Origin of the sequence: Gallaecimonas sp. GXIMD4217 (assembly GCF_038087665.1) — a bacterium.
Taxonomy (GTDB): domain Bacteria; phylum Pseudomonadota; class Gammaproteobacteria; order Enterobacterales; family Gallaecimonadaceae; genus Gallaecimonas.
Genome location: NZ_CP149925.1, coordinates 2,720,712 through 2,742,992, shown reverse-complemented (window position 1 = coordinate 2,742,992; position 22,281 = coordinate 2,720,712). Strand labels below are relative to the sequence as shown.

Genomic DNA, 22,281 nt, shown 5'->3' with positions numbered 1-22,281 from the left:
GATGAGCCAGGACTGGATTTTCGGTATCCATGCCGTGGATGGCGCCCTGCAACGCCATCCGGAGAAGATCACCCAGCTGTGGGCGGCCAGGGAACGCAGCGACAAGCGCCTCAATGCCGTCATCGACCAGGCCCAGAACCTGGGGCTGAAGGTACAGTGGGTGCCCCGCAAGACCCTGGACGACAAGAGCAAGGGCGCGTCCCACCAAGGCATCATGGCCGAGGTGAAGGCCGCCAAGGCATTGCCCGAACAGCGGCTACCGGACCTGCTGGAGGCCGTGGATCAGCCCCTGCTGCTGGTGCTGGACGGCGTGACCGATCCCCACAACCTGGGGGCCTGCCTGCGTACCGCCGATGCCGCCGGCGTGCATGCCGTCATCGTGCCCAAGAACAATTCCGCGCCGCTCAATGCCACCGCACGCAAGGTGGCCTGCGGCGCCGCCGACTCTGTGCCGCTGGTGGAAGTGACCAACCTGGCCCGGACCCTGCGCCAGCTTCAGGAGATGGGAGTCTGGATCGTCGGTACCGCAGGTGAAACCGATACCCAGCTGTTCAATGCCAAGCTGACCGGCCCCATGGCCCTGGTGATGGGCGCCGAAGGCAAGGGCATGCGTCGCCTGACCCGTGAACACTGCGACGAGCTGCTGGCCATTCCCATGGCCGGCCTGGTCTCCAGCCTCAACGTTTCGGTGGCCACCGGCGTCTGCCTGTTCGAAGTGGTGCGCCAGCGTCAGAAGGTGTAGAGCAGGTTCAGCGAGGACAGGGTGTCGGAGTTGGCCTTGTCCTCGTCTACTTCCGCCGTGTAGCGGTAGTTCACCCCGAATTTCAGCGCCAGATCGCCAAACAGCTGGTTGGTGAATGACGCATCCAGCATGCCGATGGTGTTCTCCCGGCCCGTCTCCAGCTCGATGGAGGCGTTGAAGCGGGTCCGCTCATGGATGCGCCGCTCGTATTTCAGCACCGAACGCAGTATGGCTTCTTCCTTGTCTTCCAGGCCATCGTCTTCGTCGGCGTTGAGGAAACGGTAACCCGGGCCCAGCTCGAACTTCAGCGAGGTGAAGCGCTTGCTGATCAGGCTGGTACCCAGCCCCCCCGCCACCGAGGTTTCCGAACGGTAGGTGCCGAAGCGGTCGAAGAGCTGATTGCCGCGAATGAACAGGTAGTGATCGGGCCACAGCTTGGCGTCGGACTGCAACTCCAGGCGATAACGTTCGACGCTGGTGGTGTCCTTGTCGCGGGCGAAGTTGGAGGAAAAGGTGGCCTCCTGGTGGGTGCGGTCGGTGTCCAGGCCCAGCTTGACCCTGCTGTTGTAGGCATCGTTGCGGGTGTTGCCCCTGGAGGCCGCCAGGCCCAGCTCCACTTCCGCATCCCAGCGGTATTCGGCATCGGTCTTGCCGTAATAGGGTGGTACCAGCGCCCAGCACAATGTGGGCATGGCGGACAGCAGGAATAAGACGACTTTCGACATGGTGGCCCCCGACTACAAGCCCCTCATTTTACCTGCTGTCGGCGCGCTTTCGCAGCTTGTCTGCAGCGGCGGCTTTCTATACAATACCCGCCCTTAAATCAGTCATTATCAAGAGTTCCTTGCCTCTACAGCGGTCTGACTGAGCCGTTACGGGAGGCTGATCAATCCGTAAGGAGCGACAATGCGTCATTACGAGATCGTTTTCATGGTCCACCCGGACCAGAGCGAGCAGGTTCCTGGCATGATCGAGCGCTACACCGGCTCCATCAAAGAAGCTGGTGGTCAGATCCATCGCCTGGAAGACTGGGGTCGCCGTCAACTGGCTTATCCCATCAACAAGCTGCACAAAGCGCACTACGTTCTGATGAACGTTGAAGCCGAGCAGGGCACCGTTGACGAGCTGGAAACTGTTTTCCGCTTCAACGACGCCGTTCTGCGTTACGCCATCATGCGCACCAAGCAAGCCGTCACCGAAGTTTCTCCCATGGCCAAGGCCAAGGAAGAGCGCCGCGAGCGTCGTGACGACGATAGAACCGAAGCCAAAGCCGAAGCCAAAGCCGACGCCGAAGCCGAGTAAGCCGAGTGCACGAGAACCGGGTGCAGTTGACCGGCCAGCTTGTCAGGGCGCCGCGGCGTAGCCAGAGCCCCGCAGGAGTGAAGCATTGCCAGTTTTGGCTTGAGCATCGCTCCGAACAAGTGGAAGCAGAGATGACACGTCCTGCTTATTGCCGGATCCAGGTGGTTGCCAGTGGCGACAACCTCAATCAAAGCACTTGGGGATTGACGATGGGCCAGGTGGTGACAGTGACCGGTTTTCTGGTCAGCCACCGCAGTAAAGAAGGGAACCTGGTTCCCGTGCTGCATGCCCAGCGCATAGACTTGTTGAATTAGGAGATAGCCCCATGGCACGTTTCTTCCGTCGTCGTAAGTTCTGCCGTTTCACTGCAGAAAACGTACAGGAAATCGACTACAAAGACATCGCAACTCTGAAGAACTACATCACAGAGAGCGGCAAGATCGTACCCAGCCGTATCACTGGCACCAGCGCCAAGTACCAGCGTCAGCTGGCTCGCGCCATCAAGCGTGCCCGTTACCTGGCTCTGCTGCCGTACACTGACCTGCACAAGTAAGGTCACTCTGATCTGAATGAGTTGAGAGGAATCGTCGATGAACGTCATTCTGCTGGATAAAATCGCCAACCTGGGTGGCCTGGGTGATCAGGTAACCGTAAAAGCAGGTTTTGCCCGTAACTTCCTGATCCCGCAAGGCAAAGCGGTCATGGCCACCAAGGCCAACATCGAGCACTTCGAAGCTCGCCGCGCCGAGCTGGAAGCCAAGCTGGCCGACGTCCTGGCTGCTGCCGAGGCCCGCGCCGAGAAGCTGGCTGCCCTGGAAGTTGTTGAAATCGCCGCTAAAGCCGGTGACGAAGGCAAGCTGTTCGGCTCCATCGGTACCCGCGACATCGCTGAAGCCTTCAGCGCTGCTGCTGGTGTTGAAGTTGCCAAGTCCGAAGTCAAGCTGCCCCACGGTGCCCTGCGCACCACGGGTGAGTTCGACATCGCCGTGCAGCTGCACAGCGACGTGACTGTAGAAGTTAAGCTGAGCGTGGTTGCTGGCGAGTAAGCCAAGCAATTTCGCAATGCTTTGAAAAACCGCCCGGATGGGCGGTTTTTTTGTGCCTGATAAGCAGTGCTAATACCTTTGGCTATTTATCTTCGCCTTTGTTCTAGGCATGCGCCTGTTCTGGTTGTTTTGTGATGCCTAGCATGGGTAAAATGTCGTCATTAAAAGTGGGAACTCTTTGATCTGTAAGATAGCCGCTCCGCGCAAGGGAAGTTAAGTCGGTGTTTCGGGGCGTTTAGACAACTTTTTGGGGATAAGAAGATGGAACAGAAGGAACAACAAATCAGCAGGAAGCTGGACTCTGATGCGGTTGCAGGTGCCGGCAAGGAGTCTCTGGGCGGCGCACCCCTTGAGAGCGGGGCCCAGGCTTTCCCTGAACAGGCCGAGAGCCAGGACGGCCTGGCTGCTCTGAGCGAGCTGGAGCAGATCCAAAGTGCCATCATTTCGGGCGACGACCCCACTGCCGAATTGCCGGCCCCCGAAGCAGGTAGCACCGCCCCCCAAGGCAATGAGGGCGGCGACTTTGTCAGCCTGTCCCGCAGTGGCGCCGAAACCCTGGCCAGCGCCGGTTACGACTCCGCCCTGAATCCTCCAACAAGCGCTGACGCGGTGACCGTTGCCAACCTGGACGTGACCGATGCCGAGCCCGTCATCGGTAATGGGATCGGTAACGTTGTCGAAGATCTTCAACTCGTCACCGGTGGCACCATAGCCGCCAGCGATGAGGACAACCTGGAACTGGCCTTTGTGGCCGGCGAGCAAAGCAACGAGTTCGGCACCTTCACCGTCAACGCAGCTGGTGAGTGGAGCTTTGTGCTGGATAACGACGCCGAGGCGGTGCAGGCCCTGGCCGACGGCGAAGAGGTGGTGCGCGAGTTCACCGTCACCCTCACCGACGGCTCCACTACTGTCGTGACCGTTACCATCGAAGGCAGCGACGATCTGCCGGTCATTTCCAGCGACGCTGGCGCCGTTGAGGAAGACGTCACCCTGAGCACAGGCGGTGAGCTTACCGCCACCGATGTGGACAACCCGGATCTGGCCTTTGTGGCAGGCTCCCAGGCCAACGAATACGGCACCTTCACCGTCAACGCCGCTGGTGAGTGGAGCTTTGTGCTGGATAACGACGCCGAGGCGGTGCAGGCCCTGGCCGAGGGCGAAGAGGTGGTGCGCGAGTTCACCGTCACCCTCACCGATGGCTCCACCACTATCGTTACCGTCACCATCACCGGCTCCGACGATCTGCCGGTGATCTCCAGCGATGCCGGCGCCGTCCAGGAAGACGTCACCCTCACTACCGGCGGTGAGCTTACCGCCACCGATGTGGACAACCCGGATCTGGCCTTTGTGGCCGGCGAGCAAAGCAACGAATACGGCACCTTCACCGTCAACGCCGCTGGTGAGTGGAGCTTTGTGCTGGATAACGACGCCGAGGCGGTGCAGGCCCTGGCCGAGGGCGAAGAGGTGGTGCGCGAGTTCACCGTCACCCTCACCGATGGCTCCACCACTATCGTTACCGTCACCATCACCGGCTCCGACGATCTGCCGGTGATCTCCAGCGATGCCGGCGCCGTCCAGGAAGACGTCACCCTCACTACCGGCGGTGAGCTTACCGCCACCGATGTGGACAACCCGGATCTGGCCTTTGTGGCCGGCGAGCAAAGCAACGAATACGGCACCTTCACCGTCGACGAAAACGGCGTCTGGTCCTTCGTGCTGGATAACGACGCCGAGGCCGTGCAGGCCCTGGCCGACGGCGAAGAGGTGGTGCGCGAGTTCACCGTCACCCTCACCGACGGCTCCACCACCGTTGTTACCGTTACCATCGAAGGCAGCGACGATCTGCCGGTGATCAGCAACGGCGCCGGCGCCGTTGAGGAAGACGTCACCCTGAGCACAGGCGGTGAGCTTACCGCCACCGACGTCGACAACCCGGATCTGGCCTTTGTGGTCGGCGAGCAAGCCAACGAATACGGCACCTTCACCGTCGATGAGAACGGCGTCTGGTCCTTCGTGCTGGATAACGACGCCGAAGCGGTGCAGGCCCTGGCCGAGGGTGAAGAGGTGGTGCGCGAGTTCACCGTCACCCTCACCGATGGCTCCACCACCGTCGTTACCGTCACCATCGAAGGCAGCGACGATGCGCCTGTGATCTCCAGCGATGCCGGCGCCGTCCAGGAAGACGTCACCCTCACTACCGGTGGTGAGCTGACCGCCACCGACGTCGACAACCCGGAACTGGCCTTTGTGGTCGGCGAGCAAGCCAACGAATACGGCACCTTCACCGTCGATGAGAACGGCGTCTGGTCCTTCGTGCTGGATAACGACGCCGAAGCGGTGCAGGCCCTGGCCGAGGGTGAAGAGGTGGTGCGCGAGTTCACCGTCACCCTCACCGATGGCTCCACCACCGTCGTTACCGTCACCATCGAAGGCAGCGACGATGCGCCTGTGATCTCCAGCGATGCCGGCGCCGTCCAGGAAGACGTCACCCTCACTACCGGTGGTGAGCTGACCGCCACCGACGTCGACAACCCGGAACTGGCCTTTGTGGCCGGCGAGCAGAGCAACGAGTACGGCACCTTTAGCGTCGATGAAAACGGCGTCTGGAGCTTTGTGCTGGATAATGACGCCGAGGCCGTGCAGGCCCTGGCCGAGGGTGAAGAGGTGGTGCGCGAGTTCACCGTTACCCTGAGCGACGGCTCCACCACCATCGTTACCGTCACCATCACCGGCAGTGACGACGCCCCTGTCATTTCCAGCGACGCCGGCGCCGTCCAGGAAGACGTCACCCTCACTACCGGTGGTGAGCTGACCGCCACCGACGTCGACAACCCGGAACTGGCCTTTGTGGCCGGCGAGCAGAGCAACGAGTACGGCACCTTTAGCGTCGATGAAAACGGCGTCTGGAGCTTTGTGCTGGATAATGACGCCGAGGCCGTGCAGGCCCTGGCCGAGGGTGAAGAGGTGGTGCGCGAGTTCACCGTTACTCTGAACGATGGCTCCACCACAGTCGTTACCGTTACCATCGAAGGCAGTGACGATCTGCCGGTCATTTCCAGCGATGCCGGCGCCGTTGAGGAAGACGTCACCCTCACTACCGGTGGTGAGCTTACCGCCACCGATGTGGACAACCCGGAGCTGGCCTTTGTGGCCGGCGAGCAAAGCAACGAATACGGTACCTTCACCGTCGACGAGAACGGCGTCTGGTCCTTCGTGCTGGATAACGACGCCGAGGCGGTGCAGGCCCTGGCCGAGGGTGAAGAGGTGGTGCGCGAGTTCACCGTCACCCTCACCGACGGCTCCACCACCGTTGTTACCGTTACCATCGAAGGCAGTGACGATCTGCCGGTCATTTCCAGCGATGCCGGCGCCGTTCAGGAAGACGTCACCCTCACTACCGGTGGTGAGCTTACCGCCACCGATGTGGACAACCCGGATCTGGCCTTTGTGGCAGGCGAGCAAGCCAACGAATACGGCACCTTTAGCGTCGATGAAAACGGCGTCTGGAGCTTTGTGCTGGATAACGACGCCGAGGCCGTGCAGGCCCTGGCCGAGGGTGAAGAGGTGGTGCGCGAGTTCACCGTTACCCTGAGCGACGGCTCCACCACCATCGTTACCGTCACCATCGAAGGCAGTGACGATCTGCCGGTCATTTCCAGCGATGCCGGCGCCGTTGAGGAAGACGTCACCCTGAGCACGGGCGGTGAGCTGACCGCCACCGATGTGGACAACCCGGATCTGGCCTTTGTGGCCGGCGAGCAGAGCAACGAATACGGCACCTTCACCGTCGACGAGAACGGCGTCTGGTCCTTCGTGCTGGATAACGACGCCGAAGCGGTCCAGGCCCTGGCCGAGGGCGAAGAGGTGGTGCGCGAGTTCACCGTTACTCTGAACGATGGCTCCACCACCGTCGTTACCGTCACCATCACCGGCAGCGACGACGCCCCTGTCATTTCCAGCGACGCCGGCGCCGTTGAGGAAGACGTCACCCTCACTACCGGTGGTGAGCTTACCGCCACCGATGTGGACAACCCGGATCTGGCCTTTGTGGCAGGCGAGCAAGCCAACGAATACGGCACCTTCACCGTCGACGAGAACGGTGTCTGGTCCTTCGTGCTGGATAACGACGCCGAGGCCGTGCAGGCCCTGGCCGAGGGTGAAGAGGTGGTGCGCGAGTTCACCGTTACTCTGAACGATGGCTCCACCACCGTCGTTACCGTCACCATCAGCGGTAGCGATGATCTGCCGGTGATCTCCAGCGACGCCGGCGCCGTTGAGGAAGACGTCACCCTGAGCACGGGCGGTGAGCTTACCGCCACCGACGTGGACAACCCTGATCTGGCCTTTGTGGCCGGCGAGCAAACCAACGAATACGGTACCTTCACCGTCGACGAGAACGGCGTCTGGTCCTTCGCGCTGGATAACGACGCCGAGGCGGTGCAGGCCCTGGCCGAGGGCGAAGAGGTGGTTCGTGAGTTCACCGTCACCCTCACCGACGGCTCCACCACAGTCGTTACCGTTACCATCGAAGGCAGTGACGATCTGCCGGTCATTTCCAGCGATGCCGGCGCCGTTGAGGAAGACGTCACCCTCACTACCGGTGGTGAGCTTACCGCCACCGATGTGGACAACCCGGAGCTGGCCTTTGTGGCCGGCGAGCAAAGCAACGAATACGGTACCTTCACCGTCGACGAGAACGGCGTCTGGTCCTTCGTGCTGGATAACGACGCCGAGGCGGTGCAGGCCCTGGCCGAGGGTGAAGAGGTGGTGCGCGAGTTCACCGTCACCCTCACCGACGGCTCCACCACCGTTGTTACCGTTACCATCGAAGGCAGTGACGATCTGCCGGTCATTTCCAGCGATGCCGGCGCCGTTCAGGAAGACGTCACCCTCACTACCGGTGGTGAGCTGACCGCCACCGATGTGGACAACCCGGATCTGGCCTTTGTGGCAGGCGAGCAGAGCAACGAGTACGGCACCTTCACCGTCGATGAGAACGGCGTCTGGTCCTTCGTGCTGGATAACGACGCCGAGGCGGTGCAGGCCCTGGCCGAGGGTGAAGAGGTGGTACGTGAGTTCACCGTTACCCTCACCGACGGCTCCACCACCATCGTTATCGTCACCATCACCGGCAGCGACGATCTGCCGGTGATCAGCAACGATGCCGGCGCCGTCCAGGAAGACGTCACCCTGAGCACGGGCGGTGAGCTTACCGCCACCGATGTGGACAACCCGGATCTGGCCTTTGTGGCAGGCGAGCAGAGCAACGAGTACGGCACCTTCAGCGTCGATGAGAACGGCGTCTGGTCCTTTGTGCTGGATAACGACGCCGAGGCGGTGCAGGCCCTGGCCGAGGGTGAAGAGGTGGTGCGCGAGTTCACCGTTACTCTGAACGATGGCTCCACCACCGTCGTTACCGTCACCATCAGCGGTAGCGATGATCTGCCGGTGATCTCCAGCGACGCCGGCGCCGTTGAGGAAGACGTCACCCTGAGCACGGGCGGTGAGCTGACCGCCACCGATGTGGACAACCCGGATCTGGCCTTTGTGGCCGGCGAGCAGAGCAACGAGTACGGCACCTTCAGCGTCGATGAGAACGGCGTCTGGTCCTTCGTGCTGGATAACGACGCCGAGGCGGTGCAGGCCCTGGCCGAGGGTGAAGAGGTGGTACGTGAGTTCACCGTTACCCTCACCGACGGCTCCACCACTGTTGTTACCGTTACCATCGAAGGCAGTGACGATCTGCCGGTCATTTCCAGCGATGCCGGTGCCGTTCAGGAAGACGTCACCCTCACTACCGGTGGTGAGCTGACCGCCACCGATGTGGACAACCCGGATCTGGCCTTTGTGGCAGGCGAGCAGAGCAACGAGTACGGCACCTTCACCGTCGATGAGAACGGCGTCTGGTCCTTCGTGCTGGATAACGACGCCGAGGCGGTGCAGGCCCTGGCCGAGGGTGAAGAGGTGGTACGTGAGTTCACCGTTACCCTCACCGACGGCTCCACCACCGTTGTTACCGTCACCATCACCGGCAGCGGCGAACTTACCGGCGGAGATGCGGTGATACTGAACCTGGACGAGGCCCAAACCCGAGATGGCAGCACCGGCAGCGAAGTTGCCACCCTGGCCTTTACCGCCGGGGGAGAGGCCATTACCGGCTTTGCCTTTGGCGACACCAGTGGCATCCAGATCCAGGGCCTGAACGGCCAGCTGACCTGGACCCAGGACGGCGACGGTAACCTGATTGGCAGCTTGAACGGCACCGACCTTATCAAGCTGAGCCTGGCGGGCGGCGCCATCGCCGCCGGTGACGCGGGCAGCGTGGCCGTGACCGCCCAGTTGCTGGACAACCTGCCCCATGACGCCAGTGTCGACAACCTGACCATCAGCGGCATCAAGGTGGTGGCCAGCGAAGCAGACGGCGACAGCGCTGAAGGCACCGTCACCGTCCATGTGGCCGACGACCAGGTGGTGGCGGATGCCCAGGATCTGCAGGGCAGCAATGCCCCCGGCACTTACACCGGCACCCTGGATACCCAGGGCGCCGATGACAACTACAGTGCCGACCTGTCCGGCAACGTCAGCGGCTGGAACGGCACCGATGTGACCTTCGCCGACTCGGGGGAAACCTCCGGTGGCCTGACCATTTATTACCATGTGGATCCGGCCAACCCGGGTGTGCTGATCGCCTACACCAACAGCAGCGAAAATCCGGGGCCTTATACCGGCAACGGCAACCAGAGCGTCGTCTTTGAGTTAACGGCCGACCCCAACAGCGACAGCTATCAGCTGAACATGGTGGGCACCATTGACGTGGTGGTCGAGCGCACCATAGCCCAGCTTGGCGATGGCCCCAATTCGCCGGTGCAGGAGCGCTATGTGGATGACCAGGGCAATGTCACCGACGCACCTAACGATAACCTGGTCTTTACCCTCCATGGCCGTGACAGCAGCGGCTCTTTGAAGGTCAACGGCAAGAACGGCGGCTATGGTGTGGACAACCCCATAGTGGGTGGCCAACACAATGCCGACGAGGTTCTGACCATCGACTTCCAGCAGGACGTCGCCAGCGCCGCCATCTATATGACCACCACGGGCAATGGCACCGCCAGCTGCCATTACAAGGCCTATGGCACTCGGGCAGATGGCAGTTTTGGGCTGCTGGGCGAAGGGGATATCCAAAATGGCGATGTTATCGGTGATATTGGTGCCATCAGCTATATCGAGCTGACCTCCAACAGCAAGGAAGGCTTCAGCTTCACCGGCACCAGCCTGGGCGTCATCGAAAGCATCGCCGGTGACGTACAGCTGAACTTCGATGTCGCCGTCACCGACAGTGATGGTGATACCAGCAGCGACAGCTTCGTGGTCGATCTGCAGGCCAGCGAGCCGGTGGCGCCCGAGGCCCTGAGCAGCCTGGTATCCCTGGGTGTGGACGAAGCCATCCTCTATCGCAGCGGCAGCGAGCAGGACCTCGACACCCTCAGCTTCAAGGCCGGCAGCGAGGCCATCAACGCCTTTGCCTTTGGCGATACCGACGCCATCCAGGTCGCGGGCACCAATGCCAGCGTGCATTGGCAGCTCAATGACCAGGGCGAGCTGGTCGGCACCCTGCAGGGCCGGGAAGCCATCAAGCTGAGCCTGGACTGGGACGACATCGCCGCCGGCAGCGAAGGCGAGGTACAGGTCAAGGCAGAGCTGCTGGACGCCTTCCCCCACAACATCGACGTCAATGAACTGAGCATATCCGGCATCAAGGTAGTGGCGGCAGACCGCACCGGTGCCACCGCCGAGTCCGAGGTCGAGGTCACCGTCATCGACGACGTGCGCGCCCAGGCCAATGACGACACCGGCAATGTGCTCAACGTCCAGATGCCGGCCATCAACCTGGCCATCGCCCTGGACACCTCCGGCAGCATGGAAGGGCGGCGTCTGGCCGATGCCAAGGCGGCGGTCAAGGCCATGCTGGCCTCCTACGCCGAGCTGGGCACCCAGGTCACGGTGGCGTTCTACGAGTTCTGGGAAGGCCCTTCCTACAAAGGGGAGTTCAGCTTCAGCGCCAGCAGCGACGGCGATTACATCGAGCTGTTGGAGGTGATCGATGCCCTCTACTCCGGTGGTGGCACCAGCTATAGCGTGCTGGATGCCATGGACGCCTGGCTGAGCGCCCAGGATGCCAGCGATGCAATCACCAAGGCCTATTTCATCTCCGACGGCAACCCGGGATCTGATCACGGTACCGAACTGGACCAGTACCTGGCCAACTGGAGCGCCTTCCTGGCCGAGCATCCCGAGGTGGCCGCCCATGCCATAGGTATCGGCAACGGCATCTCCGACACCTACCTGGATCAGATCGACAGCAGCGGCGACGCCATCATGCTGGCCGACTCCGGCGACCTGAGCCAGACCCTGCAGGATCTGGTGCCCCAGGTGGCCGTCGAGGGTAACGTGCTCGCCAACGACGACCTGGGCGCCGACGGCGCCGACCACATCAGCCAGGTCGGTTACGGCGACCAGAGCTTCAAGGTGCTGGCCAACGGCAACCTGGTGATCAGTGGCCAGGGCGATGCCAGCGGCAGTTACGACGCCGACAGCCAGCAGCTGACCATCGTAACCGGTCACGGCACCCTGTCCCTGTTCCTGGGCGGCGAGCAGCTGGGCGAGTTCCGCTACGTCAGCAATGGCGACAGTGTCGTCACCGAGGATGTCCAGGAGGTGTTCCAGTACCAGCTGGTGGACGGTGATGGCGATGCCAGCTCCGCCAACCTGGTGGTGACCCTGACCTCGGGTGGCGACGACGCCAACTGGTTCCCCAGCAGCTTCGCCGGCGTGGATCTGGCCCAGCAGAGCAGTGCTCCGGCGCCCGAGGCTATGCTGAGTGAAGACAACGAACTGGAGCTGCTGCTGCCGTCCAGCCCGGTGCCGAGTGCCCTGGGCAGCGAAGCGCAGGGTGGTGGCGGCTCCGAGCTGACCGACGGCATCGAGCTGCTGGTCGCCCCACAAAGCGGAGCGGGCGCGCCTGGCGCGATGGATTTGGCTATGCTGGTGCCACAAGACGAGCACATCATCTAAGGCGCATTGATGGAAGCGAAGACCCAAGCGTGGTCGCTCGGCCGGGCCGAGCAACCGGATCCCCTGTTGGATTGCCTCAAATGGCTGTTGGCCAAGGAGGGGCGGCCGCTGTCCGACCAGGCCCTGCTGGCCGGCGTGCCGCTGGGGCCGGAGCAGCGGCTGGATCCGGACTACTTCCCCCGGGTTGCCAGCAAGGGCGGCCTGTCCGCCCGGCTGGTCAAGCTGGCCCAGGGCCAGCTCGATCGCTACGCCCTGCCGATGCTGGTACTGCTCAAGGACCGCCAGGCCGGGATCCTCACCGAATGGGGCCAGGTGGTACGGTTGTACCGCCCAGAGTCGGGCCAGGTGGAAGATCTGAGCCAGGAGGCCTTCGCCGAGCTTTACCAGGGCTATGCCTTCCTGCTCCAGCAGGCCGGTGACGGCCATGCCGAACAGGCCCCGGTGGACAGCCGCCCGGGCCTGTTCTGGCGGACCCTCTGGCAGCACAAGTCGCTGTACCGTGATTGCCTGATCGGCTCCCTGGTCATCAACCTCTTTGCGCTGGTGGTGCCGCTGTTTTCCATGAACGTCTACGACCGGGTGGTGCCGAACCTGGCCTTCGACACCCTCTGGGTACTGGCCGCCGGTGCCCTGACCGCCTTCGTCTTCGACGGCGTGCTCAGGCTGACCCGCACCCGGCTGCTGGACTTGGCCGGCCGCCAGGCCGAACAGAAGCTGGCACAGGTGCTGATGAGCAAGGTGCTGGGGCAGCCGCTGGTCAACAGGCCCGGCTCCCTGGGCCAGGCCCTGAAGCGTTTCCAGGACTTCGAGTACGTGCGGGAGTTCATCACCTCCTCGACCCTGGTGCTGCTGATTGACCTGCCCTTTGCGCTGCTGTTCCTGCTGATCATCGCCGTCATCGGCGGCTGGGTGGTGGTGGCGCCGCTGCTGGCCGCCCTGGTGCTGCTGGGCGCGGCCTGGCTGCTGGCCAAGCCCATGCACAAGACGGTGCTGGACAGCGCCGAACTGGCCGCCATCCGCCAGGGCCAGCTGGCCGAGATCCTGGCCATGCCGGAGTTCATCAAGGCCTGTGGCGCCGAGGGCCGCTGCCAGAAGACCTGGGAGCTGTTGACCGCCCGCCTCGGCCTGGTACAGAACCAGGCCCGGGATCTGCAGCACCGCCTGTCGGGCCTGTCCAACCTCATGGTCCAGCTCACCACCATCACCGTGGTGATCCTGGGCGTGTACGCCATTGCCGAAGGCGAGGGCAGCCTGGGTGCCATCATCGCCACAGTGATGCTGTCGTCCCGGGTGGTGTCGCCCTTTGCCCAGGCCGCCGGCCTCATCACCCGCTACCAGCAGGGCAAGATGGGCCTGGATTCCCTGGAGCAGCAGCTGGCCGCGCCCGACGAGCTCAGCACCGGCCGCTCACACCTGCACAGGCCCATAGAGCGGGGCGAGCTGCGCCTGGCCGGAGTGGAATTCAGCTATCCCGACACCGAGCTGCCGGCCGTGTCGAAGCTGGACCTGCTGATCAAGCCCGGCAGCCGGGTCGGCATCATCGGCCGCACCGGCTCCGGCAAGTCCACCCTGGCCCGGTTGATGATGGGGCTCTACCACCCCAGCAGCGGCAACCTGCTGGTAGACGGCGTGGAGATCCGCCAGCGCCACCCCATGGATCTGCGCCGCGGCATCGGCTACCTGGCCCAGGACGCCCGCCTGGTGTCCGGCAGCATCCGCGACAACATCGCCTTCGGCCTGGGTGACATCAGCGACGCCCAGGTCATAGAGGCGGCCGAGGCCGCCGGCCTGTCCGCCTTTACCGACGTGGACGCCTCCGGCCTGTCCCGGCGGGTGGGCGAGGGCGGCCAGATGCTGTCACGGGGCCAGCGGCAACTGGTGGCCCTGGCCCGGGCCCTGGTGCTCAGGCCCAGGGTACTGATCCTGGACGAGCCCACCGCCAGCCTGGATCCGGCCACGGAGCAGCTGGTACGCCAGAGCCTGGCCAGGCTGCCCAGGGACATCACCCTGGTCCTGGTCACCCACAAGCAGACTATGCTGGAGGTAGTGGACAACCTGGTGGTCATGGACCATGGACGCATGCTGCGCCATGGCGCCAAGCTGGAGGTCATGAACTGGCTGAAGCAGGGAGGGGCAAATGGCTGATTGGTCACTGGATCCCCAAGAACAGCTGATGCAGACCAAGCTGCGTTACCAGCGCCTGACCATCTGGATCCTGGCGGCGGTGATCCTGGCCTTCGTCACCTGGGCCTGCTTCGCCGACCTCGACGAAGTCACCCGCGGCCAGGGCAAGGTGATCCCCTCCAAGCAGGTCCAGATCATCCAGAGCGTGGACGGTGGCGTGGTCCAGGAGATCTTCGTCCAGGAAGGCCAGCAGGTGGAAAAGGGCCAGCCGCTGCTGCGCATCGACGACACCCGCTTCCGTTCCGACTACCTCCAGAAGGAACAGGAGCTCAAGGGCCTGCAGGCCTCCATCATCCGTCTCGATGCCGAGCTGCGCACCGTCAACATCCGGGAAGAAGCCGACTGGCGTGAGCAGGTCCAGCTGCGCCAGGAATCCTTGTCCTATCCCAAGGCCTTCCTGGAAAAGGAAGGGGAGCTGGTACGGCGCCAGACCGCCGAATACCAGGAGCGGATCCAGAGCCTGGCCAACCAGCTGGCCATCCTTGGCGAGCAGGTCCAGCAGCGCTCCCAGGAGCTCATCGAGCTGGATTCGCGCATCAAGCACCAGCAATCCAGCCTGGATCTGGCCGAGAAGGAGCTGGCCCTGACCCGGCCCCTGGCCGAGCAGGGGGTGGTGAGCGAGGTGGAGCTGCTGCAGCTCAGCCGCCAGATCAACGACCTGCGCGGCGAACTGGCCGCCTCCAAGACCAACAGGCCCAGGGTCATTGCCGCCCGGGACGAGGCCATTTTCAAGCGCCGCGAGGCGGCGCTCAGCTTCCGCTCCAAGGTCCAGGAGGAGCTGCGCAAGTTCGAGCTGCAGCTGGCCTCGCTGCGCGAGGGCCGCGCCGGCCTCCAGGACAGGGTGCAGCGCACCAACCTGGTGGCACCGGTCAAGGGCACGGTCAAGACGCTGCACGTCAACACCCTGGGGGCCGTGGTCACCGCCGGCACCAATGTGCTGGAGATAGTGCCGGCCGAGGATCAGCTGCTGGTGGAAGCCAAGATCAGCCCCAAGGACATCGCCTTCCTGCGTCCCGGCCTGCCCGTGGTGGTACGCCTGAGCGCCTATGACTTCACTATCTACGGGGGCCTGAACGGCACCCTGGAGCATATCAGTGCCGATTCTATCGTCGACGAGGAAGGCAACGCCTTCTATCTGGTCAGGGTCAAGACGGACAAGCCCTACCTCAATCGCGGCGAAGAAGAGCTGCCCATCATCCCGGGCATGCTGACCGAGGTAGACATCATCACCGGGCAGAAGACGGTGATGGAATACCTGCTAAAACCAATACTAAGGGCCCGTTACACGGCCATGAGAGAACGCTAACAGAGGAAACCATGAAGACGAGAACAAGGCAGTTCGCCCTTGCCGCCCTGTCCCTGGCCATGGCGGGCACCGCAGGTGCCGCCTCCCTGGAACAGACGGTGGCCGACACCCTCGACAGCCACCCCGACCTGCGCATCAGCTTCACCCGCTTCAAGGCGCTCCAGGAGCAGCGCAACCAGGTCAAGGCCGACTACCTGCCGCAGCTGGATGTGGCGGCCGGTTACGGTTACGAAAAGACCGACAGCCCCACGGTGCGCGCCCGCGGCGAGCACAAGGTGGAGCTGGACCGGGGTGAGGCATCGGTTTCCCTGCGTCAGCTGATCTTCGACGGCTTCCGGGTGACCTCCGAACTGGATCGCCTGGAAAACGAGGCCCTGGCCGAGCAGTTCAACCTCTTCTCCGCCGCCGAAAACACCGCCCTGGACGTGGCTCGGGTCTATGTGGATGTGCTGCGCAGCCGCGCCATCCTGGAGCTGGCCAGGAAGAACCTGGACTCCCACCAGGCCATCTTCGACAAGATCGAGAAGCGCACCAAGGCCGGCCTGGGCTCCAGCTCGGATCTGGCCCAGATCAGCGGTCGTCTGGCCCGGGCCCACGCCAATGTGATGGCGGCCCAGAACAACTACGACGATGCCGTGGCCAACTATGTGCGGGTGGTCAACGAGCGTCCCGAGGACCTGGTGATCCCGGTTCCGGATGCCGACATGCTGCCGGCCAACCTGGATACCGCCCTGCAGATGGCCCAGGACAACCACCCGGTGCTGAAGTCCGCGTCCTATGACGTCAGCGCCGCCGTGTCCGAACGGGAAAGCGCCAAGAGCAACTACTATCCCAAGTTCACCTTGGAAGTGGACAAGAGCCTCAACAACGACCTGGACGGTTTCGAGGGCCACAACAACGACCTCACCGCCATGGTGCGCATGCGCTACAACCTCTTTGCCGGCGGCAAGGATTCGGCCCGGGTCCGCGAAACCACCTACAAGCTGGGCGAAGCCAAGGAAGTCCAGGCCCGCGCCTGGCGCGAGGTCCAGGAAGGCCTGAGGCTGTCCTGGGCTGCCCTGCAGAGCCTGGACATGCAGAAGAAGTACATTCGCCAGCACGTGGAAGCCAGCAAGGAAACCCAGGTCGCCTACGACAAGCAGTTCAACCTGGGCAAGCGCACCCTGCTGGATCTGCTGGATACCGAGAACGAGCTGTTCAGCGCCCGCCGCGACTACCTGAACGCCGAGTTCGACGAGATCCTGGCCCGCTACCGGGTCCTGAATGCCACGGGCCAGCTGCTGGCCTCCCTGAGGGTCACCAAGCCCAGCATCTGGCAAGGCGATGAGGAATAAGGACATGAAACACCAACTGACCATGCTGATGGCGGCCCTGGCCCTGGCGGGTTGCGCCGCCCACGACACCGTCTCCTACGAGCAGACCACCACCCAGGTCCACGACCTCAAGGATCCGGACACCGACGGCGTCATCAATGCCCGGGATCGCTGCGGCGGCACCCTCCAGGGCGCCGAGATCGACAACTACGGCTGCGGCGCCTTCGGTGACAAGGTGCAACGCTTTGATCTCAAGGTACTCTTTGCCAACGACTCCAGTTATATTGATCCCCGCTACTATGCCGAAGTCGGCAAGGTGGCGACCTTCATGACCAACTACCCCGAGTCCAAGCTGGTCCTGGAAGGGCACTGCTCCAAGGTCGGCTCCGCCGACTACAACCAGTCCCTGTCCGAGCGCCGGGTCGAGTCCGTCAAGGAGGTCCTGGTCAACCGCTTCAAGATCGACAAGGACCGCATCAAGGCCATAGGTTACGGCTTCAGCCGTCCCGTCGATGACAGCCACAGCGAGGAAGCCCACCGCAAGAACAGGCGGGTGGTGGCCGAGCTGAGCGGTGCCAAGAACCTGCCGGTCATGAAATGGACCATTTACACCGTAGACGGCTGATCGCCTGAGAGGGGAGAGCTTGCGCCGAAGCTGGCTCCTGCTGCTGTTGCTCCCCGGCCTGTTGCTGGCCGGGGATTTTTTGGCCACTTTGCGCTCCCTGGAGCCCAAGGTGGTCGCCACCTATGGCGAGCGGGCCGGTCGCCGCCTGAACGCCTGGCAGCAGCTCATCGGCGAGCAGCAGGGCCAGGACGAGCGGGCCCAGCTCAGCGCCGTCAACGACTTCTTCAACCTGTTCCAGTACGTCGACGACCAGTCCCTGTGGGGCCGTAACGACTACTGGGCCACCCCCATCGAATTCATCGGTGCCGCCGCCGGCGACTGCGAAGACTACACCATCGCCAAGTACTTCAGCCTGCTGGAGCTGGGGGTACCGGAAGACAAGATGCGCCTGACCTACGTCAAGGCCACCCAGCTCAACCAGTACCATATGGTGCTGGCCTACTATCCGAGCCAGGGCGCCGCGCCGCTGATCCTGGACAACCTCATCGGTGAGATAAAGCCCGCCACCGAGCGTGGCGATCTGCTGCCCATCTATTCCTTCAACGGTACCCGTCTCTGGCTTGCCAAGGAGCGGGGCCGGGGGGAACTGGTTGGCAAGAGCTCCCGTTTGAGTCTATGGAATGACCTGAACAGCCGCTTCAGGGTGCGCAGCCTGAAGCGGCCACTGCTGACAATGGACTAAACCCATGACACTGCACCGTCAAATACACCTGCTGCTCAACTTCAGTTTCCTAGCCGTCCTGTTGCTGGTGTTTTCCATCGAGCTGCAGACCACCAGGGATGCCCTCAGCCAGCAGATGGAGACCGACGTCCAGAACGGCTCCACCGCCCTGGGCCTGACCCTGGCCCCCTACCTGGAAGAGGGCAGCCGGGCCGGCATCGACACCGTGCTGCAGTCCTACTTCGACGGCGGCTTCTACCGGCGCATCTCCCTGGAATGGTTCGATCGGGAGGAGCTGCTGGACAAGCACTACAGCGGCCAGATCCGCGGCGTGCCGGACTGGTTCCGGGCCCTGCCGCTGTTCGAGCCGGTGGTGCAGGAGCAGGTACTCACCAGCGGCTGGTACCAGGTGGCCAGGCTGCGCCTGGAGTCCAACCCGGCGGTGGCCTACCAGGCGCTGTGGCGCACCCTGCTGCACCTGATCTGGACCCTGGGCCTGCTCTACCTGGCGCTGCTGCTGGTCATCAACCGCGGCCTGAAGTTCCTGATGCGGCCCCTGGACGATATCGCCCAGCAGGCCGAGCGCATCTCCGAGCGCCATTTCGACCAGCCCCTGGAGCAGCCCAGGACAGAGGAGCTGCAGAAGGTGGTGACCGCCATCAACCGCATGAGCGACCGTATCGAGCGCATGCTCACCGACCAGGACCAGCAGATACAGCAGCTCAGGCGCCGCACCCAGACCGACGCCGTGTCCGGGCTGGCCAACCGCAGCCACCTGGCCGCCCACCTGGACGCCTGGCTGGCCGAGGCCGGCATCGGCGCCCTGATGCTGATCGACATGCGCTGGCTCACCAGCCTCTACAAGCGCGAGGGCTACCAGTACCGGGACAAGCTGATCAAGGATCTGGCCCAGCTCCTTGGCGAGCTGCACCTGGGCCAACCCGGCCTGGTGGCCAGGCTCAGCCACAGCGAGTTCGCCCTGCTGCACACCGGCGTGGTGGCGGACGACTGGCTGGAGCAGGTGGCCCAGCGCCTCAGGGCCTTCAGCCTGGAGCATCACCAGGACGGCGATGAGCTGGCCCTGGCCCTGGTGCTGCGTGGCCGGGAGAAGAAGGCCGGCGACATGCTGGCCGCCGCCGACAACGCCCTGCGCCAGGCCTGGCTCAGCAAGGAGCGCCTGCACCGCTTCGATGCCGGCCAGGACAGCAGCCTGAGCCAGAGCGACTGGCGCGATACCCTGGCCGGCGCCATCAGCCAGGGCGCCTTCAGCCTGCTGGCCCAGCCGGCCCTGGTCCTGGACGGCAACGAGCCCCTGCACCAGGAGTGGCTGGCCGCCCTGGTGCTGGACGGCCAGACCCTGCCCGCCGGCCGTTTCCTGCCGCTGATCGAACAGTTCGCCATGGCCGCCGACTTCGACCTGGCCATCCTCAAGCTGCTGGAAGGCAAGGGCGCCTTCCTGGAGGCCGAGCCCCAGGTGGTGAACCTGTCCCTGGCCACGGTGCAGTCGCCCCAGGGCCTCTATCTGTGGCTGGATACCCTGCCCAGGGACGCCAGGCTGATCTTCGAGCTGAGCGAGGATCTGGTGCTGGCCGATCTGCCCGCCTGCCTGGCCTTCGCCGAAGGGGTGCGCGAACAGGGCTGCCAACTGGGCCTGGACCACGTCGGCCGCAACCTCAAGTCCATGGACTACCTGCGCCAGCTGCAGCCCGACCACATCAAGCTGGATCAGAGCCTGGCCTGCTTCGACGCCGGCCAGGGCGAACAGCAGGAGGTGGCCAAGGCCCTGGTGCGCATCGCCCGCGGCCTGGACATCACCGTCATCGCCACCCGGGTGGAAACCCGGGAGCAGCTGGCCCAGCTGGAGAGCCTGCAGGTGGACGGTTACCAGGGTTACCTGGCGCCACCGGTGGCCCGCTGAGCAAAAGAAAAGGGAAGCCGCGGCTTCCCTTTTTTCCGGTTCGATAACCCTATTTTTTCTTGAACAGCTCGCCGAGCTTCTCGCCCAGCTTGTCCTTGAGCTTGTCCTTCTCCTCTTCGAGCTTGGCCTTGGCCTTGCCTTCGAGCAGGGCGTCCATGTCCAGCTTGACCTTGGGATCGTTGAAACCGCCGGTGATCCTGAGCGGGATGGCGACGCCCTTGAGCTCCTCAAGGGCCTTGCCGTCCTGGCCCTTGAGGGTGCCCACCAGCTTGGTGGTCAGGCCGTAGTCCAGCTCCTGCCTGGCCAGGTTGACGTCGCCGGCGCCGCTGACCCGCAGCAGCGGCGACAGCAGCTTCAGATCCGGGTTGTGGACCAGGCCGTCGCTGATGGTGGCGCTGCCGGACAGCTCGGCGAAGTCGGTCTTGCGGCTTGCCTCCTCGGGTACCGGCTGGCCCTTGAGCAGGGCGCCGGCCTTGCGCAGCTCATGGGCGATGTTGATGCCGTTGATGGCGCCGTCGGTGAAGGCGAAATCCGCCTTGCCATTCAGGCTGGCCATGATGGAGTCCGGCAGCAGGCCCTGGGCGCTGAGCTCGCCATCAAGGCGGGTGGCGCCGGCCAGCAGGCTCTTGCCCTCGGCGCTGAGATCCTTGAGCAGCGGCTCCGCCTGCACGCCCTGGACACTGGGCCTGATCTGCAGCCGGGCCGGCTGCTTGCGGCCGTCCAGCTGCAGCTCCAGGCGGATGTCGCCCTGGTAGGCCTTGGCGGTGAGCGGGTAGAGGGACAGCTGGCCGCGGTTGTTGGCCGCCTTCATCTGGATGTTTTCCAGCTTGAGGTTGTTGATCTTCAGCCAGTCCATGCCCAGCTCCAGGCGGGCCACAAAACCCTTAAGGACGCTGAGATCCGGCTCTATCTGCACCTGCTCGTCCTGCTTCGACTCGGCCTGTGGCTCTGCCTTGGGTGGCAGGTAGCGGTCGGCATCCAGGCGATCCAGCTTCAGGGTCAGGGCCAGCTCCGGTACGGCGCCGCCCAGCTTGACGTCGGCGCTGCCGTCCAGGCTGGTGTCATCCAGCTTGCCCTTGAGGCTGCCGACGGTCAGTCGCTGCTCGGCAAAGGTCCAATCGGCGTCCAGGCTCAGCTCGGTCAGGCTGGTGTCGTCCTGGCGCGGTGGCAGGGGCTGGCCCAGATCCATCATCAGCTGGGCCAGATCCAGGGGCGCCAGGCTCAGCGAACCGCTGGCCACGGGGCTGTCGAACAGCTGCTCGGCCAGCAGCTTGCCGCTGAGCCTGGCGCCCTTGCTGGCCAGCTGCCATTGGCCGAGCTCGAAACGGCCGGCCTGCAGATCCAGCCGGCCCTGGCTTTGTAGCTCGGCCGTCATGGCCTTGCCGTTGGCCGGGGTGAGGGTGGCGGTGACCGCCAGGCTGGGCAGACTCACCCGGGTCAGGGCCGCGTCCGTCTCAAACCGGGCATCCAGCACGGCGGCCAGCTGCCGGGCCTGGTCACCGGCCTCAAGGCGGGCGTGGAGCAGGCTGCTGCCGCCGGGCTCGAAGCCGTCCAGGGTCAGCTCTTGCAGGGCCAGTTGGCTTGTGGTGACGCCCATGTCGTCGAGCAGGGTCACCTGGATGTCGGTGAGGCTGATGGCGCCCAGGGACAGCTGCTGCAGGCCGCTCAGATCCGGCGCTCCGGCGGGCGCCTTATCCGCCTCTGGCTCGGCCGGCCTGTCCCGGCCCGGGCGCAGCGTCAGGCGCACCTGAGCCAGGGACAGGCTGTCCACCTCCACCTGGCCGGACAGCAGCGGCATCAGCGCCAGGCCCACCTGTGCCTGACCGACTTCGGCCAGGGTGCCCTTATCGAAGCCGCCTTCCTCGCTGAGGGCGACCTTTTCCACGGTCAGGCCCAGCCTGGGAAAGAGCTGCCAGCCCAGATCCCCCTCCAGGCGCAGCTCGCGGCCGGTGTTGTCTGCCACCAGGGTCTGGATCTCGGCCTTGTAGGCGTTGGGATCGCGGCTGAGGATAAAGGCGGCGAGGCCGGCGATGACCAGCACCACCAGGCCCAGGATGATCAGTAGCAGCTTGCCTGCTTTCATGTGCGGGCTCCTTGTTCCGTTCGGAGACT

The 22,281-nt window shown here is 63.9% G+C and carries 14 protein-coding genes; 12 read left to right on the top strand and 2 right to left on the bottom strand.

Annotated elements, in window-relative coordinates:
- Position 1 precedes the first annotated feature (1 nt).
- Positions 2-742, top strand: coding sequence for a 23S rRNA (guanosine(2251)-2'-O)-methyltransferase RlmB (rlmB, locus tag WDB71_RS13325; protein WP_341502082.1), 741 nt, complete (start codon positions 2-4; stop codon positions 740-742).
- Here the strand turns inward: rlmB and WDB71_RS13320 are convergent.
- Positions 730-1,467 (bottom strand): DUF481 domain-containing protein, encoded by a 738-nt coding sequence (locus tag WDB71_RS13320; RefSeq protein WP_341502081.1) that lies wholly within the window; start codon positions 1,465-1,467, stop codon positions 730-732. The genes rlmB and WDB71_RS13320 overlap by 13 nt on opposite strands.
- A gap of 181 nt (positions 1,468-1,648) precedes the next feature.
- On the opposite strand from WDB71_RS13320, the gene rpsF reads away from it, so the two are divergent.
- The 11 genes from rpsF to WDB71_RS13265 all read left to right on the top strand — a co-directional run bounded on the left by rpsF (position 1,649) and on the right by WDB71_RS13265 (position 20,169).
- Positions 1,649-2,044, top strand: coding sequence for a 30S ribosomal protein S6 (gene rpsF, locus WDB71_RS13315; RefSeq protein ID WP_341502080.1), 396 nt, complete (start codon positions 1,649-1,651; stop codon positions 2,042-2,044).
- A 20-nt stretch (positions 2,045-2,064) separates the two neighbouring features.
- Positions 2,065-2,358, top strand: coding sequence for a primosomal replication protein N (priB, locus tag WDB71_RS13310; RefSeq protein WP_341502079.1), 294 nt, complete (start codon positions 2,065-2,067; stop codon positions 2,356-2,358).
- A gap of 11 nt (positions 2,359-2,369) precedes the next feature.
- Positions 2,370-2,597 carry a 30S ribosomal protein S18 gene (gene rpsR, locus WDB71_RS13305; protein WP_341502078.1) on the top strand — a complete coding sequence of 76 codons (228 nt, stop codon included), beginning with the start codon at positions 2,370-2,372 and terminating at the stop codon, positions 2,595-2,597.
- A 37-nt stretch (positions 2,598-2,634) separates the two neighbouring features.
- Entirely contained in the window at positions 2,635-3,090 is a 456-nt protein-coding gene (gene rplI / locus WDB71_RS13300) for a 50S ribosomal protein L9 (RefSeq protein ID WP_341502077.1), read from the top strand.
- Between the two features lie 261 nt (positions 3,091-3,351).
- Positions 3,352-12,162, top strand: coding sequence for a VCBS domain-containing protein (locus WDB71_RS13295; RefSeq protein WP_341502076.1), 8,811 nt, complete (start codon positions 3,352-3,354; stop codon positions 12,160-12,162).
- A gap of 9 nt (positions 12,163-12,171) precedes the next feature.
- Positions 12,172-14,307 carry a type I secretion system permease/ATPase gene (locus WDB71_RS13290; protein WP_341502075.1) on the top strand — a complete coding sequence of 712 codons (2,136 nt, stop codon included), beginning with the start codon at positions 12,172-12,174 and terminating at the stop codon, positions 14,305-14,307.
- On the top strand, positions 14,300-15,652 hold the full coding sequence (locus tag WDB71_RS13285) for an HlyD family type I secretion periplasmic adaptor subunit (protein WP_341502074.1): 1,353 nt from the start codon (positions 14,300-14,302) through the stop codon (positions 15,650-15,652). The genes WDB71_RS13290 and WDB71_RS13285 overlap by 8 nt, the downstream gene beginning before the upstream one ends.
- Before the next feature lie 11 nt (positions 15,653-15,663).
- A complete protein-coding gene (locus WDB71_RS13280) occupies positions 15,664-16,986 on the top strand; it encodes a TolC family outer membrane protein (RefSeq protein WP_341502073.1) in 1,323 nt (440 codons plus the stop codon).
- Between the two features lie 4 nt (positions 16,987-16,990).
- On the top strand, positions 16,991-17,590 hold the full coding sequence (locus WDB71_RS13275; RefSeq protein ID WP_341502072.1) for an OmpA family protein: 600 nt from the start codon (positions 16,991-16,993) through the stop codon (positions 17,588-17,590).
- Between the two features lie 19 nt (positions 17,591-17,609).
- Positions 17,610-18,272, top strand: coding sequence for a transglutaminase-like cysteine peptidase (locus WDB71_RS13270; protein ID WP_341502071.1), 663 nt, complete (start codon positions 17,610-17,612; stop codon positions 18,270-18,272).
- Positions 18,273-18,276: 4 nt separating this feature from the next.
- Complete coding sequence (locus WDB71_RS13265; protein ID WP_341502070.1) at positions 18,277-20,169, top strand: EAL domain-containing protein; 1,893 nt, start codon at positions 18,277-18,279, stop codon at positions 20,167-20,169.
- Between the two features lie 49 nt (positions 20,170-20,218).
- Here WDB71_RS13265 and WDB71_RS13260 read toward each other — a convergent pair whose 3' ends face one another.
- Positions 20,219-22,252 (bottom strand): AsmA family protein, encoded by a 2,034-nt coding sequence (locus WDB71_RS13260; protein ID WP_341502069.1) that lies wholly within the window; start codon positions 22,250-22,252, stop codon positions 20,219-20,221.
- Between the last annotated feature and the right edge of the window lie 29 nt (positions 22,253-22,281).

Excerpts from the sequence above, each read along its gene's own strand:
- rlmB (WP_341502082.1), top strand. The coding sequence starts at position 2 with ATGAGCCAGGACTGGATTTTCGGTATCCATGCCGTGGATGGCGCCCTG.
- WDB71_RS13320 (WP_341502081.1), bottom strand. The coding sequence starts at position 1,467 with ATGTCGAAAGTCGTCTTATTCCTGCTGTCCGCCATGCCCACATTGTGC.
- rpsF (WP_341502080.1), top strand. The coding sequence starts at position 1,649 with ATGCGTCATTACGAGATCGTTTTCATGGTCCACCCGGACCAGAGCGAG.
- rpsR (WP_341502078.1), top strand. The coding sequence starts at position 2,370 with ATGGCACGTTTCTTCCGTCGTCGTAAGTTCTGCCGTTTCACTGCAGAA.
- rplI (WP_341502077.1), top strand. The coding sequence starts at position 2,635 with ATGAACGTCATTCTGCTGGATAAAATCGCCAACCTGGGTGGCCTGGGT.
- WDB71_RS13295 (WP_341502076.1), top strand. The coding sequence starts at position 3,352 with ATGGAACAGAAGGAACAACAAATCAGCAGGAAGCTGGACTCTGATGCG.
- WDB71_RS13290 (WP_341502075.1), top strand. The coding sequence starts at position 12,172 with ATGGAAGCGAAGACCCAAGCGTGGTCGCTCGGCCGGGCCGAGCAACCG.
- WDB71_RS13285 (WP_341502074.1), top strand. The coding sequence starts at position 14,300 with ATGGCTGATTGGTCACTGGATCCCCAAGAACAGCTGATGCAGACCAAG.
- WDB71_RS13280 (WP_341502073.1), top strand. The coding sequence starts at position 15,664 with ATGAAGACGAGAACAAGGCAGTTCGCCCTTGCCGCCCTGTCCCTGGCC.
- WDB71_RS13275 (WP_341502072.1), top strand. The coding sequence starts at position 16,991 with ATGAAACACCAACTGACCATGCTGATGGCGGCCCTGGCCCTGGCGGGT.
- WDB71_RS13265 (WP_341502070.1), top strand. The coding sequence starts at position 18,277 with ATGACACTGCACCGTCAAATACACCTGCTGCTCAACTTCAGTTTCCTA.
- WDB71_RS13260 (WP_341502069.1), bottom strand. The coding sequence starts at position 22,252 with ATGAAAGCAGGCAAGCTGCTACTGATCATCCTGGGCCTGGTGGTGCTG.